This window comes from Dinoroseobacter shibae DFL 12 = DSM 16493 (assembly GCF_000018145.1).
Lineage (GTDB): Bacteria > Pseudomonadota > Alphaproteobacteria > Rhodobacterales > Rhodobacteraceae > Dinoroseobacter > Dinoroseobacter shibae.
In genome coordinates, this window is the sequence record NC_009956.1 from 62,149 (window position 1) to 80,764 (window position 18,616).

Here is an 18,616-nt window from a genome sequence, read left to right on the forward strand (position 1 = left end):
GGTTTAGAGCCTGGTGGGCGTGTGCAACGCGCGCTGGCCTTACCCGATTTCAAGACAGATCTGCGAGGCCCTGAGGCCAATATTCCTCACGGAGAGACATCATGGCGAAACGCAAACGGCTCACCCCCGCGCAGCCCGGCTTTTTGGAAACCAAATCCGCAGGCGCCGACCCCGGCCCCGGCCTGACCCCCGGTTTCGCCGCGCAACAAACGCCCGTGGCCCATACGCCCCCCGCCCCGCCGCCCGCACCCCCCATCGCCCAGGTGGCCCGCGACAGCTCCGCCTCCGCGGCCCTGGCCGAGGTCTCGGCAGAGCTGGAAAGCGCTCGCGCCGAGGGCCGGCTGATCCAGGCCCTGCCCCTGCACTCCATTCGCCGCGATCACCTGGTGCGCGACCGGCTGCTGGTGGACCCCGACGAGATGATCGTGCTCAAGCAATCCCTGCGCAGCCGCGGCCAGCAGACCCCGATCGAGGTGGTCGATCTCGGCCCGGAGGCCGAGCCCCGCCGCTATGGGCTGATCTCCGGCTGGCGGCGCCTGACCGCCCTGGACGAGCTGCATGGCGGCACCGGCGAGGCCCGGTTCGGCACGGTCCAGGCGATCCTGCGCAGCCCCGAGACCGCCGAGGCCGCCTATACCGCCATGGTCGAGGAAAACGAGATCCGCGTTGCGCTGAGCCCCTATGAGCGCGCGCGCATCGTCGCGAAATCCGTCGAACAGGGGGTCTTTCCCAGCACGAAACAGGCGCTCCAGACCCTGTTCGCCGCCGCGTCACGGGCCAAGCGATCCAAGATCGGGTCGTTTTTGCCCGTGGTCGCGGCGCTGGACGGGGTGCTGCGCCATCCCGCGGCCCTGACCGAACGGCTGGGCCTGCGGCTGTCGAAGCTGCTGGAGGACGATCCGGAGCTGGGCCGCGACTGGCGGGTGCGCCTGCGCAAGGCCGAGATCGAGGATGAGCCCGCCGCCGAGATCGCCTGGCTGGAGGCCGCGGCGGCCGAGGCCGAAGCGGGCCCGGGGGCGTCGGCGCAACCCGCGTCGCCCCCTGAGACGGGCACTCGGACAGCCCCCGCGGCGGCGCCGGACACACCGCCCGCCCCGCCTGCCCCGTCCGCGGCGAAACCGGCCACGCCCGCGCCGGAGGGTGCCCGGGAAATCATCAAGGGCGTCTATCTCGAACAGGGCGGCGGCTTCATTCACCAGACCCTGACCCTGTCGGGGCCCAAGGTGGATGCGGCCTTCAAGGCCCGGCTGATCGCCTGGCTCCAGGACCAGTCCTGACACCCTGCCCGGGTGTTTCGCTGCGAAACATTCCAAAAATTGAATGTTTCGCATGCGAAACAAATCTCTAGAAGCCATTGAAAACAAACGATTTCGCAAAAAAATTTGTCGGCAGATTTTGCGTCCGCTGCGAAACATCGCCGAATTTGGCCCCGATTTCGCCCCGTTTGCCGCCCTGAGACGCCCGCCAGATCGGGCGCATCCCTCACCCCGGCGGTGGCCCCGCCTTCCCGGCTCGGCGCATTTTCGCAGATGCAGCATCTCCTGCCTTGTGCCGTAACGTCAGCATCCGTTAGAAGAAATCGAGAGAGAATAGGGCAATTGGTGAATTTGGCGGCAAAGTCGGGGGTGGGCTTGAGCCGCGATCCCACCGTCACGTTTTATGCAGTATCCTGAGGGCGGGGTAGTGTGAATGGATTGGGTTGCAGCGTGCTGAACTTCGTCAAATCCCTGACATTGGGACAGAAGGCGATCACCTTGCTGGTGGTGGACCTGGTGCTGATCCCGCTTGCCCTGATCGTCACCTTCGCCTTGCAGCCGATCCCGGTGTCGCCCGGCGAAACCATTGCGCTCATCCTGCCGATCCTGCCCTACCTGCTGGCCGCCAGTGCGCTCGTCGCCTTCTGGCTGGGCATCCCCTATATCCGGCTAAACGCCTACGAAGCCCGGGCCGTGGGCAAGACCGCCCAATACGCGGCGGCCAACGGGCTGATCGCGCTGGTGCTGAGCAAGATCGCCGGGCTGGGCCTGACCACCGGGCTCTACGTGATCTTTGCAGGCTGTTTCTTCCTGTTCTCCGCCGCCAGCCGGGTGGTGATGCTGCAGATCCTGACCGCGATCTACCGCCGGGACGAAGGGCATACCCGGGTGATGATCTACGGCGCGGGCACCACCGGCACCCAGCTGGTTTCGGCGCTCAACGCCCACAAGACGATCTACCCGGTGGCCTTCGTCGATGACAACGCCGCGCTGCACGGGCTGACCGTGGCCGGGTTGCCGGTGCATTCGCCGGTGCGCATCCGCGAGCTGGTCCGCGACAAGCAGATCGACCGGGTGCTGCTGGCGGTGCCGTCGCTGAGCCAGCCGAAACAGGCGCAGCTGGCGCGCCGGTTGCAGAAACTCGGGCTGGAGGTGCAGGCCCTGCCCTCCTTTTCGCAGCTGATCGGCGAAGAGGAACTGGTCGACAAGCTCAAGCCCGTCGAAAGCCATACCTTCCTCGGCCGACAGCAGGTCTGCACCGAGCTCGAGCGCGGCTGCGAAAGCTATGCGGACCGGGTCGTGCTGATCTCCGGGGCCGGGGGCTCGATCGGGTCGGAATTGTGCCGGCAGGTGCTGGCCTGTCGCCCTGCGAAACTCGTGCTCTACGAGCTCAACGAACTGGCGCTCTACAACGTGGACATGGAGCTGCGCTCCCTGGCGGAGGTGACCGGGACCGAGCTCGTTCCGGTGCTGGGCTCGGTAACCGATCCGCGCCAGGTGCGCGGGGTACTGGCAGAGCACAAGGTGCAGGTGGTCCTGCATGCCGCCGCCTACAAGCATGTCCCCCTGGTGGAGGCGAACCCGCTGGCGGGGCTCGCCAACAACGTCTTCGGCACCCAGACCCTGGCCCGGGAGGCCGCCGAATACGGGATCGAGCGGTTCATCCTGATCTCGTCGGACAAGGCGGTGCGGCCCACCAACGTGATGGGCGCGTCGAAACGGCTGGCCGAGCTGGTGATCCAGGACCTGGAGACCCGGTATACCGGTACGGTCTTCACCATGGTGCGCTTCGGCAATGTGCTGGGCTCGTCAGGCTCGGTCGTGCCGCTCTTCCAGGAGCAGATCCGCCGGGGCGGGCCGGTCACCGTGACCGACCCCAAGGTGACGCGCTATTTCATGACCGTGCAAGAGGCCGTGCGCCTGGTGCTGACCGCGGGATCCATGGCCCGGGGCGGCGAGGTCTTCGTGCTCGACATGGGGGCCCCGGTGCCGATCGTGCAGCTCGCCCGCCAGGTGATCGAAAGCGCGGGCTACACCGTGCGCGACGATGCCACCCCGGACGGGGATATCGAGATCGTCTTCACCGGGCTGCGGCCGGGCGAGAAGATGTTCGAGGAACTGACCATCACCGACGACCATATCGGCACCCGCCATCCCAAGCTGTTCTGTGCCCGCGAGCAAAGCCTGTCGGAGATCGAGATCGCCGGCATCCTGCGCAGCCTGCGCCAGGCCGTGGCCTCGGGCGATCCGGATGCGGGCCGGGCGGTCATCACCCGTTGGGTCGAAGGCTACGTGCCCGGGGTCAAAAGCGTGCCGTTGTGAGCCTGCGGGCTCCATGCGTGGGGGCAGGGCAGGGCGCATGCCCGCGCGAGACGGGGCAGGGTGCATGCATCCGCGAACCCACACAGCGTGCGCGCAAGCGCGCAACAGCCACCGCCCAACTGCCCCTGCCGTCGAGAAATTCCTTGATGCCGACCGGTCCGGAAGGCACCCCTTCTTGAAAAGAGGAAATTGGATCGCGTGCCCGGTCCGCATCGCCATGGGTCATCTGTCGCTTCTCTCCGTCCTTTCCGCATCCGGATCCCTTCCGGGGGGCGGGGACATGCGCGCGGGTCGTTTCGCGGCGAAATACCGCCTGGCGCGGGGCGGTCTGCTGGCGCTGTTGCTGTCGGTCTCCGCCGCGGCGCTGCAGGCCCAGAGCACCGAGCAGCTGCTTGCGGTGCAGGGCCCGTCCGAGCGCGGGGCCAGCGCCGCCGCTGCCGGGCCCGAGGGCGCGTTCCGCCCCAGCCCCGAGACCATCTTTCGCCAGCCGAGCCTGAACTTCTACGGGGTGCCGGGGTTGATCGACCTGCCCTCCGGCGAGGCCATGCCCGACGGCCAGCTCGCGGTGGGCGTGTCGACCTTCGGCGGCACCACCCGGACCACGCTCAGCTTCCAGCTCACCCCGCGCATCTCGGGCAGTTTCCGCTATTCGGCGATCCGCGACTGGGACAGCGACGGGTTCGATACCTATTACGATCGCAGCTTCGATCTGCGCTTTCTGGCCCTTGAAGAGAGCCGCTTTCTGCCCTCGGTGACCATCGGGTTGCAGGATTTCGCGGGCACCGGGATTTATGCCGGGGAATACATCGCCGCCACCAAGACTTTTGCCGGGGGCCTCAAGGGCACGGTGGGCCTCGGCTGGGGCCGGTTCGGCAGCGCGAGCTCCTTCGGCGGGCTGATTTCCGACGAGCGGCCGGCCTTCGATCCCAACGATACCGGCGGGGAGCCGAGCACCGACCAGTGGTTTCGCGGCCCGCAATCGGTCTTTGCCGGGATCGAGTGGCAGCCCACGGACCGGCTGGGTCTGAAGCTGGAATATTCCACCGATGCCTATGAGGCCGAGACCGTCGACCGCGACGTGTTCGAGCGCGAGTCGGACTGGAATTTCGGGCTGGAATACCAGGTCAGCGAGGACTGGCGGCTGGGGGGGTATTACCTCTATGGGGCCGAGTTGGGCGTGATGGCGCAATTCCAGCTCAACCCGCGGCGCCCGGCGGTGCCGATGCGGGTGGCGGCCCCCGACCCGGTGGACCCGCGCCCGGACCGGGCGGCCAACCCGACCCTCTGGTCGGCGGACTGGATCACCATCCCCGGCGCGCAGGAGACCCTGCGCGACGCCCTGGAAGCGCCGCTCGCCGCGGAAGGGATCGAGTTGCAGGCGCTGGCGGCCACGGGCACCAGCATCGACCTGCGCTATCGCAACGCGCGCTACCTGTCCTCGGCCAACGCGGTGGGGCGGGTGGCGCGGGTGCTGGCCCGGGTGCTGCCGCCCTCGATCGAGACCTTCCACCTGACCCCGGAGGTGTCGGGCATGCCGGCGAGCCGGATCACCCTGCGCCGGACGGCGCTGGAGGAGCTGGAATTCACGCCCCAGGCCGGGGCGCGGCTGCTGGCGCAGAGCGAGATTTCCGAAGCGCCCCCGCTGCCGGAGACGGCGGTGGCCTCCGAGACGGTCGCGCCGCGCTTCTCCTGGTCCCTGGGGCCCTACCTGGAGCAGAGCTTCTTCGATCCGGACGAGCCCTGGCGGTTCGAGATCGGGCTGGATGCCAGCGCGTCCTATCAGATCACGCCGAACCTGAGCCTGTCGGGGTCGATCACCAAGGAAATCGTCGGCACCATCGCCGACAGCACGCGCGTGTCCAACAGCCAGTTGCCCCCGGTCCGTTCGAACGGGGTGCTCTATGCGCGGGAGGGCGATCCGGGGCTCGACAACCTGGTGCTGGCCTATACGTTCCGCCCCGGTCAGGATCTTTATGGGCGGGTCAGCGCGGGCTACCTGGAATCCATGTTCGGCGGGGTCTCGGCGGAGCTGCTGTGGAAACCCGTGGACAGCCGCCTGGCCCTGGGGGTGGAGCTGAACTATGCCCGCCAGCGGGATTTCGACCAGCGCCTCGGCTTCCAGGATTATGACGTGATCACCGGGCATGCCTCGGCCTATTACGCGTTCGGGGATGGCTACCTGGGGCAGGTGGATGTGGGCCAGTACCTGGCGGGCGACAAGGGCGCGACCTTCACCCTGTCGCGGGAATTCGGCAATGGCTGGAAGCTGGGCGGGTTCTTCACGCTGACCGATGTCTCGGCCGAGGAATTCGGCGAGGGGTCGTTCGACAAGGGGATCATGCTGACGATCCCGGCGGGCTGGATCCTGGGCCAGCCGAACCGCACCGCCCTGTCGACCACGATCCGGCCCCTGCAGCGCGACGGCGGCCAGCGGCTGGAGGTGCCGGGGCGGCTTTACGACCCGGTCCGCGCGCAACATGCCCGCGCCCTGACGCGGCAATGGGAACGGGTATGGCAATGAGCGGGCATCGGATCGCGCGGCGTGCGCTGCGAAACGCACCGGGCGCCGGTCGGGGGCTGAAAGCGGCTCTTCACAAGGGGATCGGCCGGATCGGCGGGGCCTTGGCGCTGGGGCTGCTGCTGGCGGGTTGTGCGTCTGACAATATCGCCGAGGATGCGGATCTGTGGGATGACCTGGTCGCCGTGGTGCAGACCCGCCTCGAGCCGGACCCGGCGGCCGGGACGGAGACCCGGATCACCCGCGCGATGCTGGCCGGTGTCACCGACCCGCTGATCCGGGTGACGCGCCTGCCCGACGGGCCGGTGGCCACCCTGGTGCCTGCCGCACGCGGCGGCCCGGCGGCGGCGCCGCTGATCACCTGGCGCGGGCGCGATCCGGTCACGCTGACCACCCGGGGCGGGCTTCTGGTGGCGACCCGGGGGCTGGGGCGCGACCTGATGTCTTCGGACCTGCGGGGGCTGGCTCAGGCCCTGCGGGCGGGTGGCGGGCGCTACGCACGGTCCCATGTGGTCCTGGTGGGCAATACCGATGCCCTGACCCTGAGTTTCGACTGCACCCTGCGCGCCGAGGGGGCCGAGACCATCACCATCCTGGAGCGCAGCGTGGCCACGACCCGCTTCACCGAGGCCTGTGCGGGGCCGACGGGGACATTTGGCAACACCTATTGGCGCGGGGCAGGGGACGGCACCCTGTGGCAGTCGCAGCAATGGGCGGGGCCGGACTTCGGCCATGTCCGGATCGAACGGCTGATCAAATAGGCATTTGCCTGCCGACGTGGCAGGAATGTCGCGAAAAACCGCTAAAACCTTCGCGATCTGCAGGGTTCGCCATTGTTCGGGACGGGTTCCCTCCGTACTCTGGTGCGAATTCACGAATCTTACGGGGTAAGTCATGAAAACTGTTTCCACACTCGTCGCGAGCGCGGCCCTGGCCGCATCGGTCGTCGCACCGGCCTTCGCGGAAGAGACCAAGACCATTCCGCTCAACGTCACGGTGTCCACCCAGGCGACAGAGGGTGCTCTGGCGGCCGGGGGTCTCGGGACCGTCGGGGGCGCCGCCTTCGGGGCGGTCGTGGTTGCCGGTTTCGTTGCGGCAGGCTCCAACGGCTCCAGCAGCACCACCACCACCGAGTGAGATGGTGCGGCCCGGGGCCCGGTCGGGTCCCGCGCCGGTATCACAGATCCGGGGCAGCGATACCCCTGGCGCGGGTCCCTTGCGGGGTCCGCGTCTGTCGTTACGAGGGCGGCTGCGCCCTGTGCCGCAGGTGACCCCGGCGATCTGCCCCGATAACCTGCGAGCAGGGCCCTGGGCCCCTTGCCTCTGGACTGCGCGGACGGACCCTTCATGAAAATTGCTGTTGCCGGGATCGGGTATGTCGGGCTGTCCCTGAGTGTGCTGCTGGCCCAACGCCACGAGGTTGTGGCGCTCGACATCTCTCAAGAGCGGGTGGCGCGGCTGAACGCGGGGACCGCGCCCATCGCCGATCCGGAGATCGAGGCGTATCTGGTGGAAAAGACACTGGATCTGACCGCGACCACCGACCCCGCCACGGCCTTTGCCGGGGCGCGGTTCATCGTGGTGGCCACGCCCACCAGCTATGATCCCGAGACCAACCGGTTCGACACCTCGTCGGTCGAGCAGGTGGTCGAGACCGCCCTGGCCCTGGCGCCCGAGGCCACCATCGTGATCAAGTCGACCATTCCGGTGGGCTTCACGCGCGCCTTGCGCGACCGGCTGGGGGTGGAGAACATCCTGTTCAGCCCCGAGTTCCTGCGCGAGGGAAAGGCCCTGTGGGATAACCTGCACCCGTCACGCATCGTGGTCGGCGGCGCGGGGGAGGCGGCCCGGGTCTTTGCCGATCTGCTGGTGGAGGGGGCGCTGGACAGGGACGTGCCGGTGCTCTTCACCCGGCCCACGGAGGCCGAGGCGATCAAGCTTTTCGCCAACACCTATCTCGCCATGCGGGTGGCCTATTTCAACGAGCTCGACAGCTATGCCCTGGCGCACGGGCTCGACAGCCGGTCGGTGATCGAAGGGGTGTGCCATGACCCGCGGGTGGGCAACCATTACAACAACCCCTCCTTCGGATACGGGGGGTATTGCCTGCCCAAGGACACCAAGCAGCTTCTGGCGAATTACGCCGCGGTGCCCCAGAACATGATCTCGGCCATCGTGGAGGCCAACACCACCCGCAAGGATTTCATCGCCGAGCAGGTGCTGGCGCTGGCCCCCAAGAGCGTGGGCATCTACCGGCTGGTGATGAAGGCGGGCTCGGACAATTTCCGCGACAGTTCCATCCAGGGGATCATGAAGCGGCTCAAGGCCAAGGGGATCGAGGTCACGGTCTTTGAGCCCGAACTGCCCGACGAGACCTTTTTCAACTCCCGGGTGGAGCGGGATCTCGCGGCCTTCAAGGCCGGCGCGGACGTGATCGTGGCGAACCGGATGGACGACGCGATCCGGGACGTGGCGGAAAAGGTGTTCACTCGGGATCTTTTCGGGGAGAGTTGAGAATATGACATCCTATATCATGACCGCCGCGCAACAGGCGCCGGATGGTGATGCCAAGGACCTGAAACAGGCTCTTCAAAAGGCTTTTGAGAGGCATGCGGGCCGTCTTCCCGCTGATGGATCAGAGGTGATGTCCTCGATCAACGCCTCGGTGGCGGTCCGGCTCTTTGCCTTGATGTACATGCGCGGTGTGCAGCATCGCCTGATGCCGGATAACGAGAGTGCGGTCCTGTGCGAGGCTTTGTGCAAGACGGTCTGCGAGGTCGAGATCACCGATAAGTTCGACGACATGTTCGTGTCGAACTTCGTGCTGGGGCTGATCGTGTTTCTCGATCTTGTGCAGGATGATTTGCACCCTGACACGCGGGCCGGCCTGGTTGCTAAGATCGCCGAATGCCGGGACTGGTTGTCCGAGGCGCGTCATCGCAAGGTATTCGGCACGCGCGAGACCGAGGGCACCTATGCCTGGAATCACTCCGCCTGCGCGGCGGCGGGCCTGGCGCTGAGCGTGATCTGGACCCGGGATAGCCAGGCGGACTGGACCGACACAGACTTTCACGATGTGGATTTCGGGCTGCGCCGGATCGAAGACTATTTCCTGCACGGCATCCGCGAAACAGGGGTCCCCTATGAGGGGTTCTATTACTGTGGCGCGGTGTTTCGGGTGCTTGGCCCCTTCGACATTCTGGTGCGCAAGGACGCCGAGGTAGAACGCCGCTATCGGCGCATCCGGGATCGTCACAAGCGTAAGCTTGGCCAGTTGCTGGACTGGTACGAGAGTGGCACCATCGTCAACCAACGCGCGCTGCTCAGCTACAATCATTCGCTTTATGACGCTCACCCGGCGGTGAACGGTTTTCTGACCTTCTTTCGGTCCGAGTTCGAGGTAAAGGCGGGCCGCATGTGGTCTCGGCTGATGGCGAAAGGCACGTCCCTGCAATTCGTCGAGCGCAGCCGGGACTGGGGCGACAACACTCTGCACGAGGCTTTGTTGTTCCTGCATCCCAAAGGCTATTCAGCACCGCGTAACAAGGTGCAGACCCTTCTGTCGCGGACCGAAGGCTATGGGCTGCTGGTGTCGGAGGACGCCTCCAGCCGACTGTTCGTGAAGGCCAGCAAACTGCTGATCGGGCCGCATAACCAGTCTGATGCGGGCCATGTCAGTTGGGTCTGTAATGGTGATGCGGTGTTGATCGACGCCGGGCCGGGCCGCAAGGTGCGCGATGCGTCGAAGAAGTGGGCGGAGTATTCCAAGGGCACCTACCGGACCGAAGGCAGCGGCGCTTCGTCCTATGGCCATAACGCCGTGCTGATCGACGGGCGGGGGCAGTTGCCCTCTGGCGAGGGGGACGGCATCGAGGGGCGCCTAAGCTATGTCCGTCAAACCGAAGATTTCTGGTTGCTCGGGACCGATGCCAGGGCGGCCTACAATAAGGATGAGTATAACCCCGTCCAGGTGGCCGATAGGCATGTGGCGTTTTCCAAGGCGGCGGGCGCCTATCTGATCCTGATCGACCGGGTGGTACCGCAGGCGCCGGGGACCCATCGGTTCCAGCGGCTTCTGCAGTTTGCAGACCCCGCGCAGGTGGTTGAGGAGGATGGTCCCGGCCGAATGGCGGTGACCAGCGGGGGCACGGTCTATGACCTGTGGACCCTGAGCCCGACCGGGCCCCTGAGCACGGTCTACGAGGAAGAGAAATTCCAGATGCCGATCAAGACCCGGGGCGTGCTGGCCCATGGGGTCGAGGCCGAGGACCTGTGGATGTATACGGTCCTCGCCGCCCGCGGGAGTGCCGGGGTGCCGACGGATGTGTCCCTGCGCCCGGCCGAGGACGCGGCCTTCGGGGCCGCGCTGCAGCTGGTGCTGGAGGGGGGCGACACCCGGCTCCTGGCCCTGTCGCGGACGACGGGGGAGCTTGAGCGGATTTCCGACGACGGCTGAGGGGACGCGCCCCGTGGCCGCGCGTTTGGCTCCGGCCCCCCTGGGCCGTCACTCCTATGGGGTGACGGTCAACCGATGCGGGATCTCGTTGGCGTCGAACCAGGCCACAAAGTCCCGGAAATAGTCTTTCTGCCGGGCATTGAAGGCGTCGAAATCGGCCTCGGCGAGGATCGCGTCCGGGTCGATCTTGGGCCGCGACATGAAATCCTCGGCGGTGATGGTCGGAATGCCGGCAAAGCGGCCCATTTCCTCTGTCCGGTTGTCATGGGTGATCAGCACCCCCGGTGTTCCCGAGAGCAGCCCCACGATCACCCCGTGCAGGCGGCTGCCCAGCACCAGGTCATGATTCGCGCAATAGGCCATCCATTCGGGAATATTCGGGAAGGCCTGGATATGGCGTTCCAGGTAGGTTTTCAGAATCGCGCGGTCCGGCTCGTCGAACACGTAATGCAGGAAGTCCCAGCTGTCTTGGTCGTCCTCGGCGAGCTCGCCCAGATGGGCCTGCAGGAAGGGGCGTTCGTTCTGCACCACGTAGTCGCAGCCCCAGGCCATGGCCTGCAGGAGGGTGAACCGGGTCAGCTTGACCACCTTGCCTGGGGTCTTGGGGATGTCGAAGCGGTGCAGGGTGCCGTTGAGCGTGACCCGGCCGACCCGGCCGTCCCGGGGCAGGCGGGTGATCTCGGCGGGGTGGTCCCGGTGCCACAGCAGCGACGGGCAGCCGGTGACGGTGACATTCTGGATGCCGTAGTGGTTGAGCACCTCGGCGCTGAACGGGCCACGCACGGAGATCGAGTGGGACCGCTCGGAGACCACCTTGAGCAGCCGCAGCATGCCGGGCAGCAATTCGGGGATCTTGCCGCCGGAGCTCTGGGCGCCGATGCCGGTGATCGCCGCGGGCACGTTCGCCTTTTCGATCTGGTCGGCCAGGCCGCCATAGTTCTGCTTGGGCTGAAGCCAGTTGGCCGCCGCGATGACGATCCCGTCGCATTCCGCGGCGATGGTCTTGAGGTCGAGCCGGCGAAAATCCCCGCGCGGGTGGGTCGTGGTGCGCACGATCCGGCGGACCGAGGAGCAGAACATGAAGTTGCCCAGGTTGTTGCCCGCGCATTGCAGGTACTCTTGCGTCTTGGGGAAGGGCGGGCCGGGGACCTCGGGGTAGAGGCTGGAAATATAGGGGTTCTTCATGTCGGTCCTTTAGGTCTTACCCAAACTTCGGCATCTCGCGCCAGGCGCTGAGATCTAGGCCGGTGAGGTCTTCGGTCTTGGTGATGTCGTCCTGGAACATGGCGTGGATCTCGTGCAGCTCCTCGGGGGTGAAGACCGGTTTGACCTGGCCCGGCTCGGGGGTCTTGGCGATGGTCAGCACATCGTCCTCCCACACCAGCGGCAGGCCTGCGTTCACCAGCTTGTCGGGGATATCCGTGGTCGGCGCCACGCCCAGGAAGTCGGTCGCGGCGGTGACGAATTTGCCTGGATCCTCGCGCAGCCAGTCGAAGTTGAGAAACAGGAAGTCCTCGCGCGGGTATTCCGCCAGCCAGCGTTTGATCGAGGGCGCATAAAGCCCCGTCATCAGCGGCGAGAAGGCGATGGGCATGGGCACGGTTTCGGTGATCGTCTGCCCCGGCGCGTAGCGGTCACGGCGCCAGTTGTGGATGAAGAAGGAGACCGATTTCTCGGTCTGCTGGCGCAGGCAGACGATGAATTTCGGTCGGCCCGGCACGAAGCGTTTGATCTGGGGCAGGGCCTCGGGCCATTGCAGGTAGGTGGTCGAGCCCTCGCCGCGCCAGGGCTGGTCCTCGGCCTCGGCGAAATAATCCAGCAGGTAGGTGCGGTAGTCCTTCCTGGTCAGCCCGGGCTTGTGGAAGAACAGCAGCTCCTTGGGCTCGGAGAAGAAGATTTCCGGATGGTGGGAGAAGGCTTTGCCCAGGTAGGTGGTGCCGGCCTTCTGGGCGCCGAGGATAAACAGATTGGGGGCTTTCATGCAGGTCCTGTCCTGGCGGTCTTGTTATGGTTTTGCCCGAATGGCGAGAGTTTGCGCCGCGACTGCGGCCCTTTACAAGGCCAAAAGCCCTTGTTCGGGCATGGGGACCGGGCGCGTGTCATCTATTCCGCTGCCTGCGCCGCAAAGGCCCGCAGGTTCGAGAAGTCACAGCCGGTTCCGGCCTCCGCCTCGTCGATCAGCGCCGCCACCGGGATCTCGGTCACGGGGCGGACCTCGGTGGCGGGGAGCCGGCGGGCGATGTCCGCATAAGGGTCTTCGAGGCCAAGGCTCTCGAACAGGCCGGAAAGTTCGCGGTCGTTCCCCTGCAGGATCCGCGCCCGGTCCCGGGGGCCGATCATCGGCGTCGTGTCCTCCGCGAAAGCGTCGAACAGGGCCGTGCAGACCCGCCCGCGGTCGTCGGCGGGCCAGTCGGCCAGCTTGAGCAACCGCAGCAGCGCGATCGCCTTCGCCGGCTTGCTGCGGTTCGGACGCATTTTCGGGGGGATCCCGATTCCGCTGTGAATGCCGAGATCGCCCAGCAGGGTCACGAGCGGGTTGCCCGCCTCGTAGGCATGCACGCGCGGCGGCGTCTCCGGGAACACCCGGGCCCAGGTCAGCAGGTTGGTCCGGAACGCCATCTCCCGCGGCCAGAGGGTCCTGTCCGCGATCATGTCCTTGATCGAATGGGTGAAGACCTTCGTGAACTTCTTCATCCGTTCATTGTGGTAGGACAGCAGAAAGTCGTCGGATCTGCGCACGAAGGCGATGATCGTCACGGGCAGGTCGCCGAGCGCGGTCCTGAGGGCCGCGATCGCACCCTCGGGACAGATGAAGAATTCCTCGCTGGACAGGATCCCGAACCGGGCCCGGGTGCCGTCGATCTCGGTGGTCAGGCTGTCCAGCTCCGCCGCCAGGTCGATCGGCTCATGGGTTTGCGGGTTGTCCTCGCCCTGCATGGCGAAGGCCAAGCAGTGATGCCCCGCATAGAGCCGCGATGCCTCCAGGTAGACAAAATCATGGGCGGCCAGCGCGTGCGCGGACTTGCTCAGCACGTGCTGGATATAGGTCGTGCCAGTCTTGGGGGCGCCGATGTGGATGTAAAGCCGTTCCACCTCATCCTCCCTGCGCGGGCGGGACCGCCGGCCTCGGGGGTCTCAGGCGCGGGACCCGGACAAGCGGCTCTTTGCAAGGCCCTTCGCCGGCACATGCCGGGGTGGGCGGGCTCATTGCGTGTCTCCGGCGCGGGTATAGAGGCCGATCTCGATCCAGTCGAAGCGCAGCACCGCCGAGCAGGGGCGTTTGCGCCCCGCGGGCGTGAAGCCTGCCGCGGTGATCTCGGCCTCCAGCGTGTCGAGCGGGGTGGCGCCGGCCACGAAAAGCGTGGCCCCCGGCGCCAGCAGGCGCGCGGTCTCGGCCAGGGCCGCCCCGCGCAGGGCCACGTCATCCAGCACGTCGTTCAGGCAGGCCAGCTGCAGCGCGCCCGCGCGGTTGGGTAGGGTCTGGCCGCGGCTCAGGGGGTCCGTGAACGCCTCCAGGGGCAGCATCGGGCCCTGGAACTGGTCCGACCAGAAACCCTGCAGCGGCGCGGGCAGGTTCACCCCCAGCCCCGGCAGGCGGCGATAGAGCAGGATGGTCTCGGCCAGCACCCGGTGCAGGCTGCGCGCGCGGCGGTCCGAGCCGCACCCGGCGCAGCGTGCCTCGGCATCGCCGCCCTCGAAGGCGGGCGCCTGGTGGCCGCACATGTTGCAGTGGCGCACCTCGCGCCGGGCGATCCGGTCGAGCCAGGGCAGATCGTCGAGATTGGGCGGATGCAACGCGCCGTGATGTTCGTCCACCCGCGCCTCCAGCCCGGGCCGGGTCTTGTTGAACAGCGCCATCAGCCCGGGCACCGTGCCAAGCTCCCAGCCGCAGCTTTCCACGTAATAGGAAAACTCCACATCCGTGTAGCTGTGGGGGACCGCGTCGGAAAACCCGCCGATCTCGTCATAGGTGGCGCGCCGGATGACGAAGAACCCGCCCTGGACGTGAGAGAACGGCCGGTCGGGATTGTCGGCGGCAAAGCCCGGGTTGCGGAAATCCGGGAACAGCGCCACCCCCTCGGGGTAGTCGCGCCCGAAGAGATAGCTGGGCGAGTAGCACAGGGTGCCGGCCTGGCCCACCCGGGGGTGGGCGTCCATGTAGGTGACGAAGGATTTCTCCCAGCCGTGGCGGGTGGTCATGCCTTCCTTGCCGCAGACATAGATCATGTAGTCGGAGTCGCCTTGGGCGATGCACTTGTTGGTGCCGGGGCCGACGAAGGCGTTCTCGCGGTTCAGGATCAGGGTGAAATTCGTGCGCGCCGCATAGACCGACAGCAGGTGCGCCAGCGCCGGCGGGTCCGAGCCATTGTCGCAGACAATGAGGTGGAAGGGCAGGTCGGTATATTCGTAGAGCCGCCGGATCACCTCGCGGGTCTGGGCGAGGTTGTTCCAGGACACGATCATCAGGTCGATGGTCTCGCCCGCCCAGAAGCGCAGGAGCGTGTTCACGAGATCCGGGCCGTTATGGTTGCGCCGCAGCAGGGCCTCGGCATCCTCGATCATCACCTGCACGGCGATCTCGGGCAGGGCGTAGAATTCGCGGATCTTGGCGGCCAGCGCCTCGGGGGTGGCATCTTCCGACAGCATGCCGGTGATCCCGTCGCGCACCAGGTCGGGAATGCCCGCGACGGGCGTGGTCAGAACCGGCAGGCCGGCGGCCATCGCCTCCATCAGGGTGGTGGGGATGCCGTCCATGTCCCCGTCCAGCGCGCGCACCGAGGGCACGGCGAACAGATCATGGGTGCGGAACACCTCCAGCAGCGCCGCGCGACCCTCCACGGGGCCGTGGATGGTGACATTGGTGATCTCCTGCTCGGCGATGATCTGGCGGTAGAGATCCTCCAGCGGGCCGTAGCCGTGGATATTGATGGTGATCCCGTCGTCTTCCAGCAGCTTGCCGGCGCGCACCAGCACCTCCAGCCCCTTCTTGTCGGCAAAGCGCGAGACCGCGGCAACGGATCGGGTGCGGCGGGCCGGCCGGTCGGGGATCTTGCCGCCCGAGAACAGCTCCGGGTCGATGCAGTTGGAATTGATGGTCACCTTCTCGGGGCGCACGCCGCGGTCCACCAGGTATTGCCGGTGGAAGCGCGACAGGGTGAAGATCTGCCGGCAGAGGGGATCGGCGCTGATCTCGTCGATCCGGTTGGCCACCGCGTTGCGGTAGCGGAAGATGTCCTGGGCATGGGCGATGCAGGTGAAGGGGATGTTCGCGATGCGTGCCGCGGGCCAGACCATCTCGGTGACCGTGGGATAGACGAAATGGCCGTGGACCACGTCGCGCCCGGTCTCGGTGAGCCGCCGGGCCAGGTGGTCGGCATCGTGGACCTGCTCCCAGGTGATGTCGAAATCCGGCGTGAAATCGGGGTAGGGGGAGTCCCGGCAAAACACCGTCACGTCGATGCCCTGCGCCTTGAGGATGCGCAACTCGTTGAGCACGAAGGTTTCCGAGGGCACCGGGAAGTGCCAGCAGAAATAGGCGACCTTGAGGGTGTCGCGTGGGATCTTCACCGGCAGGTCGCGCGCGCGCAGCACCATCTGCTCGGGGCGGTGGGCATCCCGGGCCAGCTCCTGCAGCAGCGGCGCATAGGCCGCCGCCATGGCCGCGTTATAGGCGGTGCGCCCAAAGGTGGTCTCGGCGTGGTCGGCCGCCCGCAGCCCGTCCACCAAGAGCCGTTTGCGGTCGCGGCCATAGGCCAGGACCTGGTCGGCCACGGCCTGGATGTCGCCGAAGGGGACCACTTGGCCGGTCTTGCTCGACACCACCAGTTCCGGCGGGGCGCCATGGTCATAGACGATGACCGGCCGGCCTGCGGCCATGGCCTCCAGCACGGTGCGCCCGAAGCTTTCCTGGAAATGCGACAGGCTGAGCACCAGGTCGAGCTCGGCCATGGCCTCGGCCGGGGTGTCGCGATAGCCCGCGACCCTGAGGCTGCGCGGCAGGGAGCCGTCGGCGATCCGGGCCTCGATCGCCTCGGTATGTTCGTGTTGCGGGCCGATCAGCAGGAATTCCGCGTCGGGCAGTTCGGCGGCCACCAGACGGGCGACCTCGGCAAAATCCGCCAGCCCCTTCTTGGGAACATTGGAGCTGACCATGCCGACCCGCAGGGGGGCTTCGGCCGGGGGCGGGGGCAGCGCCTGCAGCGCGGTCATGTCGGCGGTGTTGTAGACCACGGCGGAGCGGCGGGTTTCGGTGTCGAAACAGGCCGCGGTCGCCCGGGAATTGGCGATCATGACATCGCAATTCTCCCAGAGCGCCGCGATGATCTCGTCGGCGCTGAGCCCGATGAGCTCCAGCAGCTTGGCATCGTGACGGATCAGCTCGCGCGCCTGCACCACGGCCGGCAGCCCCAGGCGCCGGGCCGCGATCAGTGGCTCGCGCAGCATGATCGTGTTGGCATGGACGATGTCGATACGTTCTTCCGTGATCACCCGGGCGAAGGTGGCGATGACGGTTTCGTCGGGCGCCGTGCCCGCCCGCCACCAGCCATAGGACAGCACGCTGACCGCACAGGCGCGGGCGCGCAGCAGCTCGATATAGGCCTTGTTGCGGGTGCTGGGCACGGCGACGATCACGTTGGCATCCATCGCCGCCAACCCGTCGAGCATGTCGAGCAGGCTGCGTTCGGAGCCGTAGAGCTGGTGGCCCACGATATGTGCCACCAGCAGCACGGTCGGGTGTCCCGGGCGGCGGGCCCGGTGGCCGGTCAGCCGTCTGAAGGGGGCGCTTGCCCCGGCGCTCTCGGCCAGGGGCGGTATGGTGAGCCCCGGCGCGCGGGCCTTGCGGCCCTCGGGGCGGCCGTAGCGGATGTAATGCAGCACCGGATTGTAATCGGCCCGGGCCACGTCCGCGTAATCGGCCCGGTAGGCGGCCGCATCGAAAGTCGGTCCGGGGCTGCGATTGAGCCGGGCGCCCAGCCACAGGAAATGCTCCAGCGGGTCCATGCCCAGTTGCGCCACATCCGGGTATGTTTCCAGGTACCATGCCGGGTCGAAGAGCCCGGAGGCCTCCAGGTCCGTGCGGTCGCGCTGCATGCTGTCGGCGTTGGCGTTCATGGGCTCACTCGGCCTCGGGGGGCTGGTGCGGCACGCGCAAATCCCGGGGGGCCCGGCCCTCGGCCAGCCCGTACTGGAGGAAATGCCGGGCCGGGTCGCTGCCGCTCTCGGCCACGTCGGGGTTGGTCATGTTGTACCAGTCCGGATCGAACGCGCCGCTGGCCACGATCCGGGCGGCATACTCGGTGTACTCCTCTTCCGAGAAGGGCGCTCCGGAGGGGTGGCTGAGCAATGGTCCCAGCAGCGGCGCGAGCCAGGTTCCGGCTGCGTGGACTGCGCGGTCGCTGTCGTCGGCGCGGGCTTCGGCCTCCGACAGCAGCCGGGACAGCTCCACGATTTCCTGGGCCTGGGTGGCGAGTTGCTGGGTCTGGCGGGCCACGGTCTGTTCCAGGTCGGGCAGATTTCCTGCTTTGGCGCGCGCGGTCGCGAGCTCCTGTTGGAGCATTTCGAGATGGCTGTTGCCGCTGCCTTCCGCCTTGGTGAGCCGGTCGGAGAGCTCGGCGATCCGTGCGGCGTCCTGGTCGCGGTGCTCCTGCATCCGGGCCAGCACACGGGTGAGTTCCAGCACCTCGGTGCGGGCTTCGGCGAGCCGGGCGTGGGCGGCATCCCGCGCACCTTCGAGGATGCGGATTTCCACCTGCGCGGCATAGGCGTCGGTCTCGGCGCGGTCCGCTTCGGCCCGCGCCGCGGCGAGCTCGTCTTCCAGAGCTGAGATGGTCCGGGTACGGGTGCCCAGGGCAGTTTCGGCCTCCAGCAGCTTCTTCTGGGTCTCGAGGAGGATTTCGACGACTTCGGCCTTGGTCGCGGAGACCCTGGGGGGTGTCGATCCCCCGGAGCCTGTCGCGGAGCGCCGCCTCGAAGCGGCAACTGTCTTGGTCGTCGAAGTCTTGGGCATGCCCGGTCCCTGGCAGAAAATGGATTATGTGTGATCGGTCTCGTTCTAATGCATCT

The 18,616-nt window shown here is 67.1% G+C and carries 12 protein-coding genes; 7 read left to right on the plus strand and 5 right to left on the minus strand.

All coding sequences use genetic code 11. From position 1 onward, the window contains the following. Positions 1-101 precede the first annotated feature (101 nt). The 7 genes from DSHI_RS19455 to DSHI_RS19485 all read left to right on the plus strand — a co-directional run bounded on the left by DSHI_RS19455 (position 102) and on the right by DSHI_RS19485 (position 10,552). Positions 102-1,277 carry a ParB/RepB/Spo0J family partition protein gene (locus tag DSHI_RS19455; RefSeq protein ID WP_012187247.1) on the plus strand — a complete coding sequence of 392 codons (1,176 nt, stop codon included), beginning with the start codon at positions 102-104 and terminating at the stop codon, positions 1,275-1,277. A gap of 429 nt (positions 1,278-1,706) precedes the next feature. Next, positions 1,707-3,578: a polysaccharide biosynthesis protein gene (locus DSHI_RS19460; protein ID WP_044029445.1), complete on the plus strand. Its 1,872-nt coding sequence runs from the start codon at positions 1,707-1,709 to the stop codon at positions 3,576-3,578. 280 nt (positions 3,579-3,858) lie between these two features. Continuing rightward, complete coding sequence (locus DSHI_RS19465; protein ID WP_012187249.1) at positions 3,859-6,099, plus strand: YjbH domain-containing protein; 2,241 nt, start codon at positions 3,859-3,861, stop codon at positions 6,097-6,099. Beyond that, positions 6,096-6,857: a YjbF family lipoprotein gene (locus DSHI_RS19470; protein WP_012187250.1), complete on the plus strand. Its 762-nt coding sequence runs from the start codon at positions 6,096-6,098 to the stop codon at positions 6,855-6,857. The genes DSHI_RS19465 and DSHI_RS19470 overlap by 4 nt, the downstream gene beginning before the upstream one ends. A gap of 133 nt (positions 6,858-6,990) precedes the next feature. Further along, a complete protein-coding gene (locus tag DSHI_RS19475) occupies positions 6,991-7,233 on the plus strand; it encodes a hypothetical protein (protein ID WP_012187251.1) in 243 nt (80 codons plus the stop codon). Positions 7,234-7,443: 210 nt separating this feature from the next. Next, on the plus strand, positions 7,444-8,610 hold the full coding sequence (locus DSHI_RS19480) for a nucleotide sugar dehydrogenase (RefSeq protein ID WP_044029446.1): 1,167 nt from the start codon (positions 7,444-7,446) through the stop codon (positions 8,608-8,610). Between the two features lie 4 nt (positions 8,611-8,614). Next, a complete protein-coding gene (locus tag DSHI_RS19485) occupies positions 8,615-10,552 on the plus strand; it encodes a heparinase II/III domain-containing protein (RefSeq protein WP_012187253.1) in 1,938 nt (645 codons plus the stop codon). A gap of 54 nt (positions 10,553-10,606) precedes the next feature. On the opposite strand, the gene DSHI_RS19490 is transcribed toward DSHI_RS19485, so the two are convergent. From DSHI_RS19490 to DSHI_RS19510, 5 genes are all read right to left on the minus strand, one after another. Continuing rightward, positions 10,607-11,737 (minus strand): polysaccharide pyruvyl transferase family protein, encoded by a 1,131-nt coding sequence (locus DSHI_RS19490; protein ID WP_012187254.1) that lies wholly within the window; start codon positions 11,735-11,737, stop codon positions 10,607-10,609. Positions 11,738-11,753: 16 nt separating this feature from the next. After that, positions 11,754-12,533, minus strand: a complete 780-nt coding sequence (locus DSHI_RS19495; protein ID WP_012187255.1) for a sulfotransferase domain-containing protein — start codon at positions 12,531-12,533, stop codon at positions 11,754-11,756. Positions 12,534-12,655: 122 nt separating this feature from the next. After that, positions 12,656-13,645 (minus strand): hypothetical protein, encoded by a 990-nt coding sequence (locus DSHI_RS19500; protein WP_012187256.1) that lies wholly within the window; start codon positions 13,643-13,645, stop codon positions 12,656-12,658. Between the two features lie 111 nt (positions 13,646-13,756). After that, the gene (locus DSHI_RS21545) at positions 13,757-17,665 is read right to left on the minus strand and encodes a glycosyltransferase (protein ID WP_012187257.1); all 3,909 of its coding nucleotides are present in this window, start codon (positions 17,663-17,665) and stop codon (positions 13,757-13,759) included. Positions 17,666-17,669: 4 nt separating this feature from the next. Next, the gene (locus tag DSHI_RS19510; RefSeq protein ID WP_012187258.1) at positions 17,670-18,560 is read right to left on the minus strand and encodes a hypothetical protein; all 891 of its coding nucleotides are present in this window, start codon (positions 18,558-18,560) and stop codon (positions 17,670-17,672) included. Between the last annotated feature and the right edge of the window lie 56 nt (positions 18,561-18,616).

Excerpts from the sequence above, each read along its gene's own strand:
- DSHI_RS19465 (WP_012187249.1), top strand. The coding sequence starts at position 3,859 with ATGCGCGCGGGTCGTTTCGCGGCGAAATACCGCCTGGCGCGGGGCGGT.
- DSHI_RS19475 (WP_012187251.1), top strand. The coding sequence starts at position 6,991 with ATGAAAACTGTTTCCACACTCGTCGCGAGCGCGGCCCTGGCCGCATCG.
- DSHI_RS19495 (WP_012187255.1), bottom strand. The coding sequence starts at position 12,533 with ATGAAAGCCCCCAATCTGTTTATCCTCGGCGCCCAGAAGGCCGGCACC.
- DSHI_RS19485 (WP_012187253.1), top strand. The coding sequence starts at position 8,615 with ATGACATCCTATATCATGACCGCCGCGCAACAGGCGCCGGATGGTGAT.
- DSHI_RS19455 (WP_012187247.1), top strand. The coding sequence starts at position 102 with ATGGCGAAACGCAAACGGCTCACCCCCGCGCAGCCCGGCTTTTTGGAA.
- DSHI_RS19490 (WP_012187254.1), bottom strand. The coding sequence starts at position 11,737 with ATGAAGAACCCCTATATTTCCAGCCTCTACCCCGAGGTCCCCGGCCCG.
- DSHI_RS21545 (WP_012187257.1), bottom strand. The coding sequence starts at position 17,665 with ATGAACGCCAACGCCGACAGCATGCAGCGCGACCGCACGGACCTGGAG.
- DSHI_RS19470 (WP_012187250.1), top strand. The coding sequence starts at position 6,096 with ATGAGCGGGCATCGGATCGCGCGGCGTGCGCTGCGAAACGCACCGGGC.
- DSHI_RS19510 (WP_012187258.1), bottom strand. The coding sequence starts at position 18,560 with ATGCCCAAGACTTCGACGACCAAGACAGTTGCCGCTTCGAGGCGGCGC.
- DSHI_RS19480 (WP_044029446.1), top strand. The coding sequence starts at position 7,444 with ATGAAAATTGCTGTTGCCGGGATCGGGTATGTCGGGCTGTCCCTGAGT.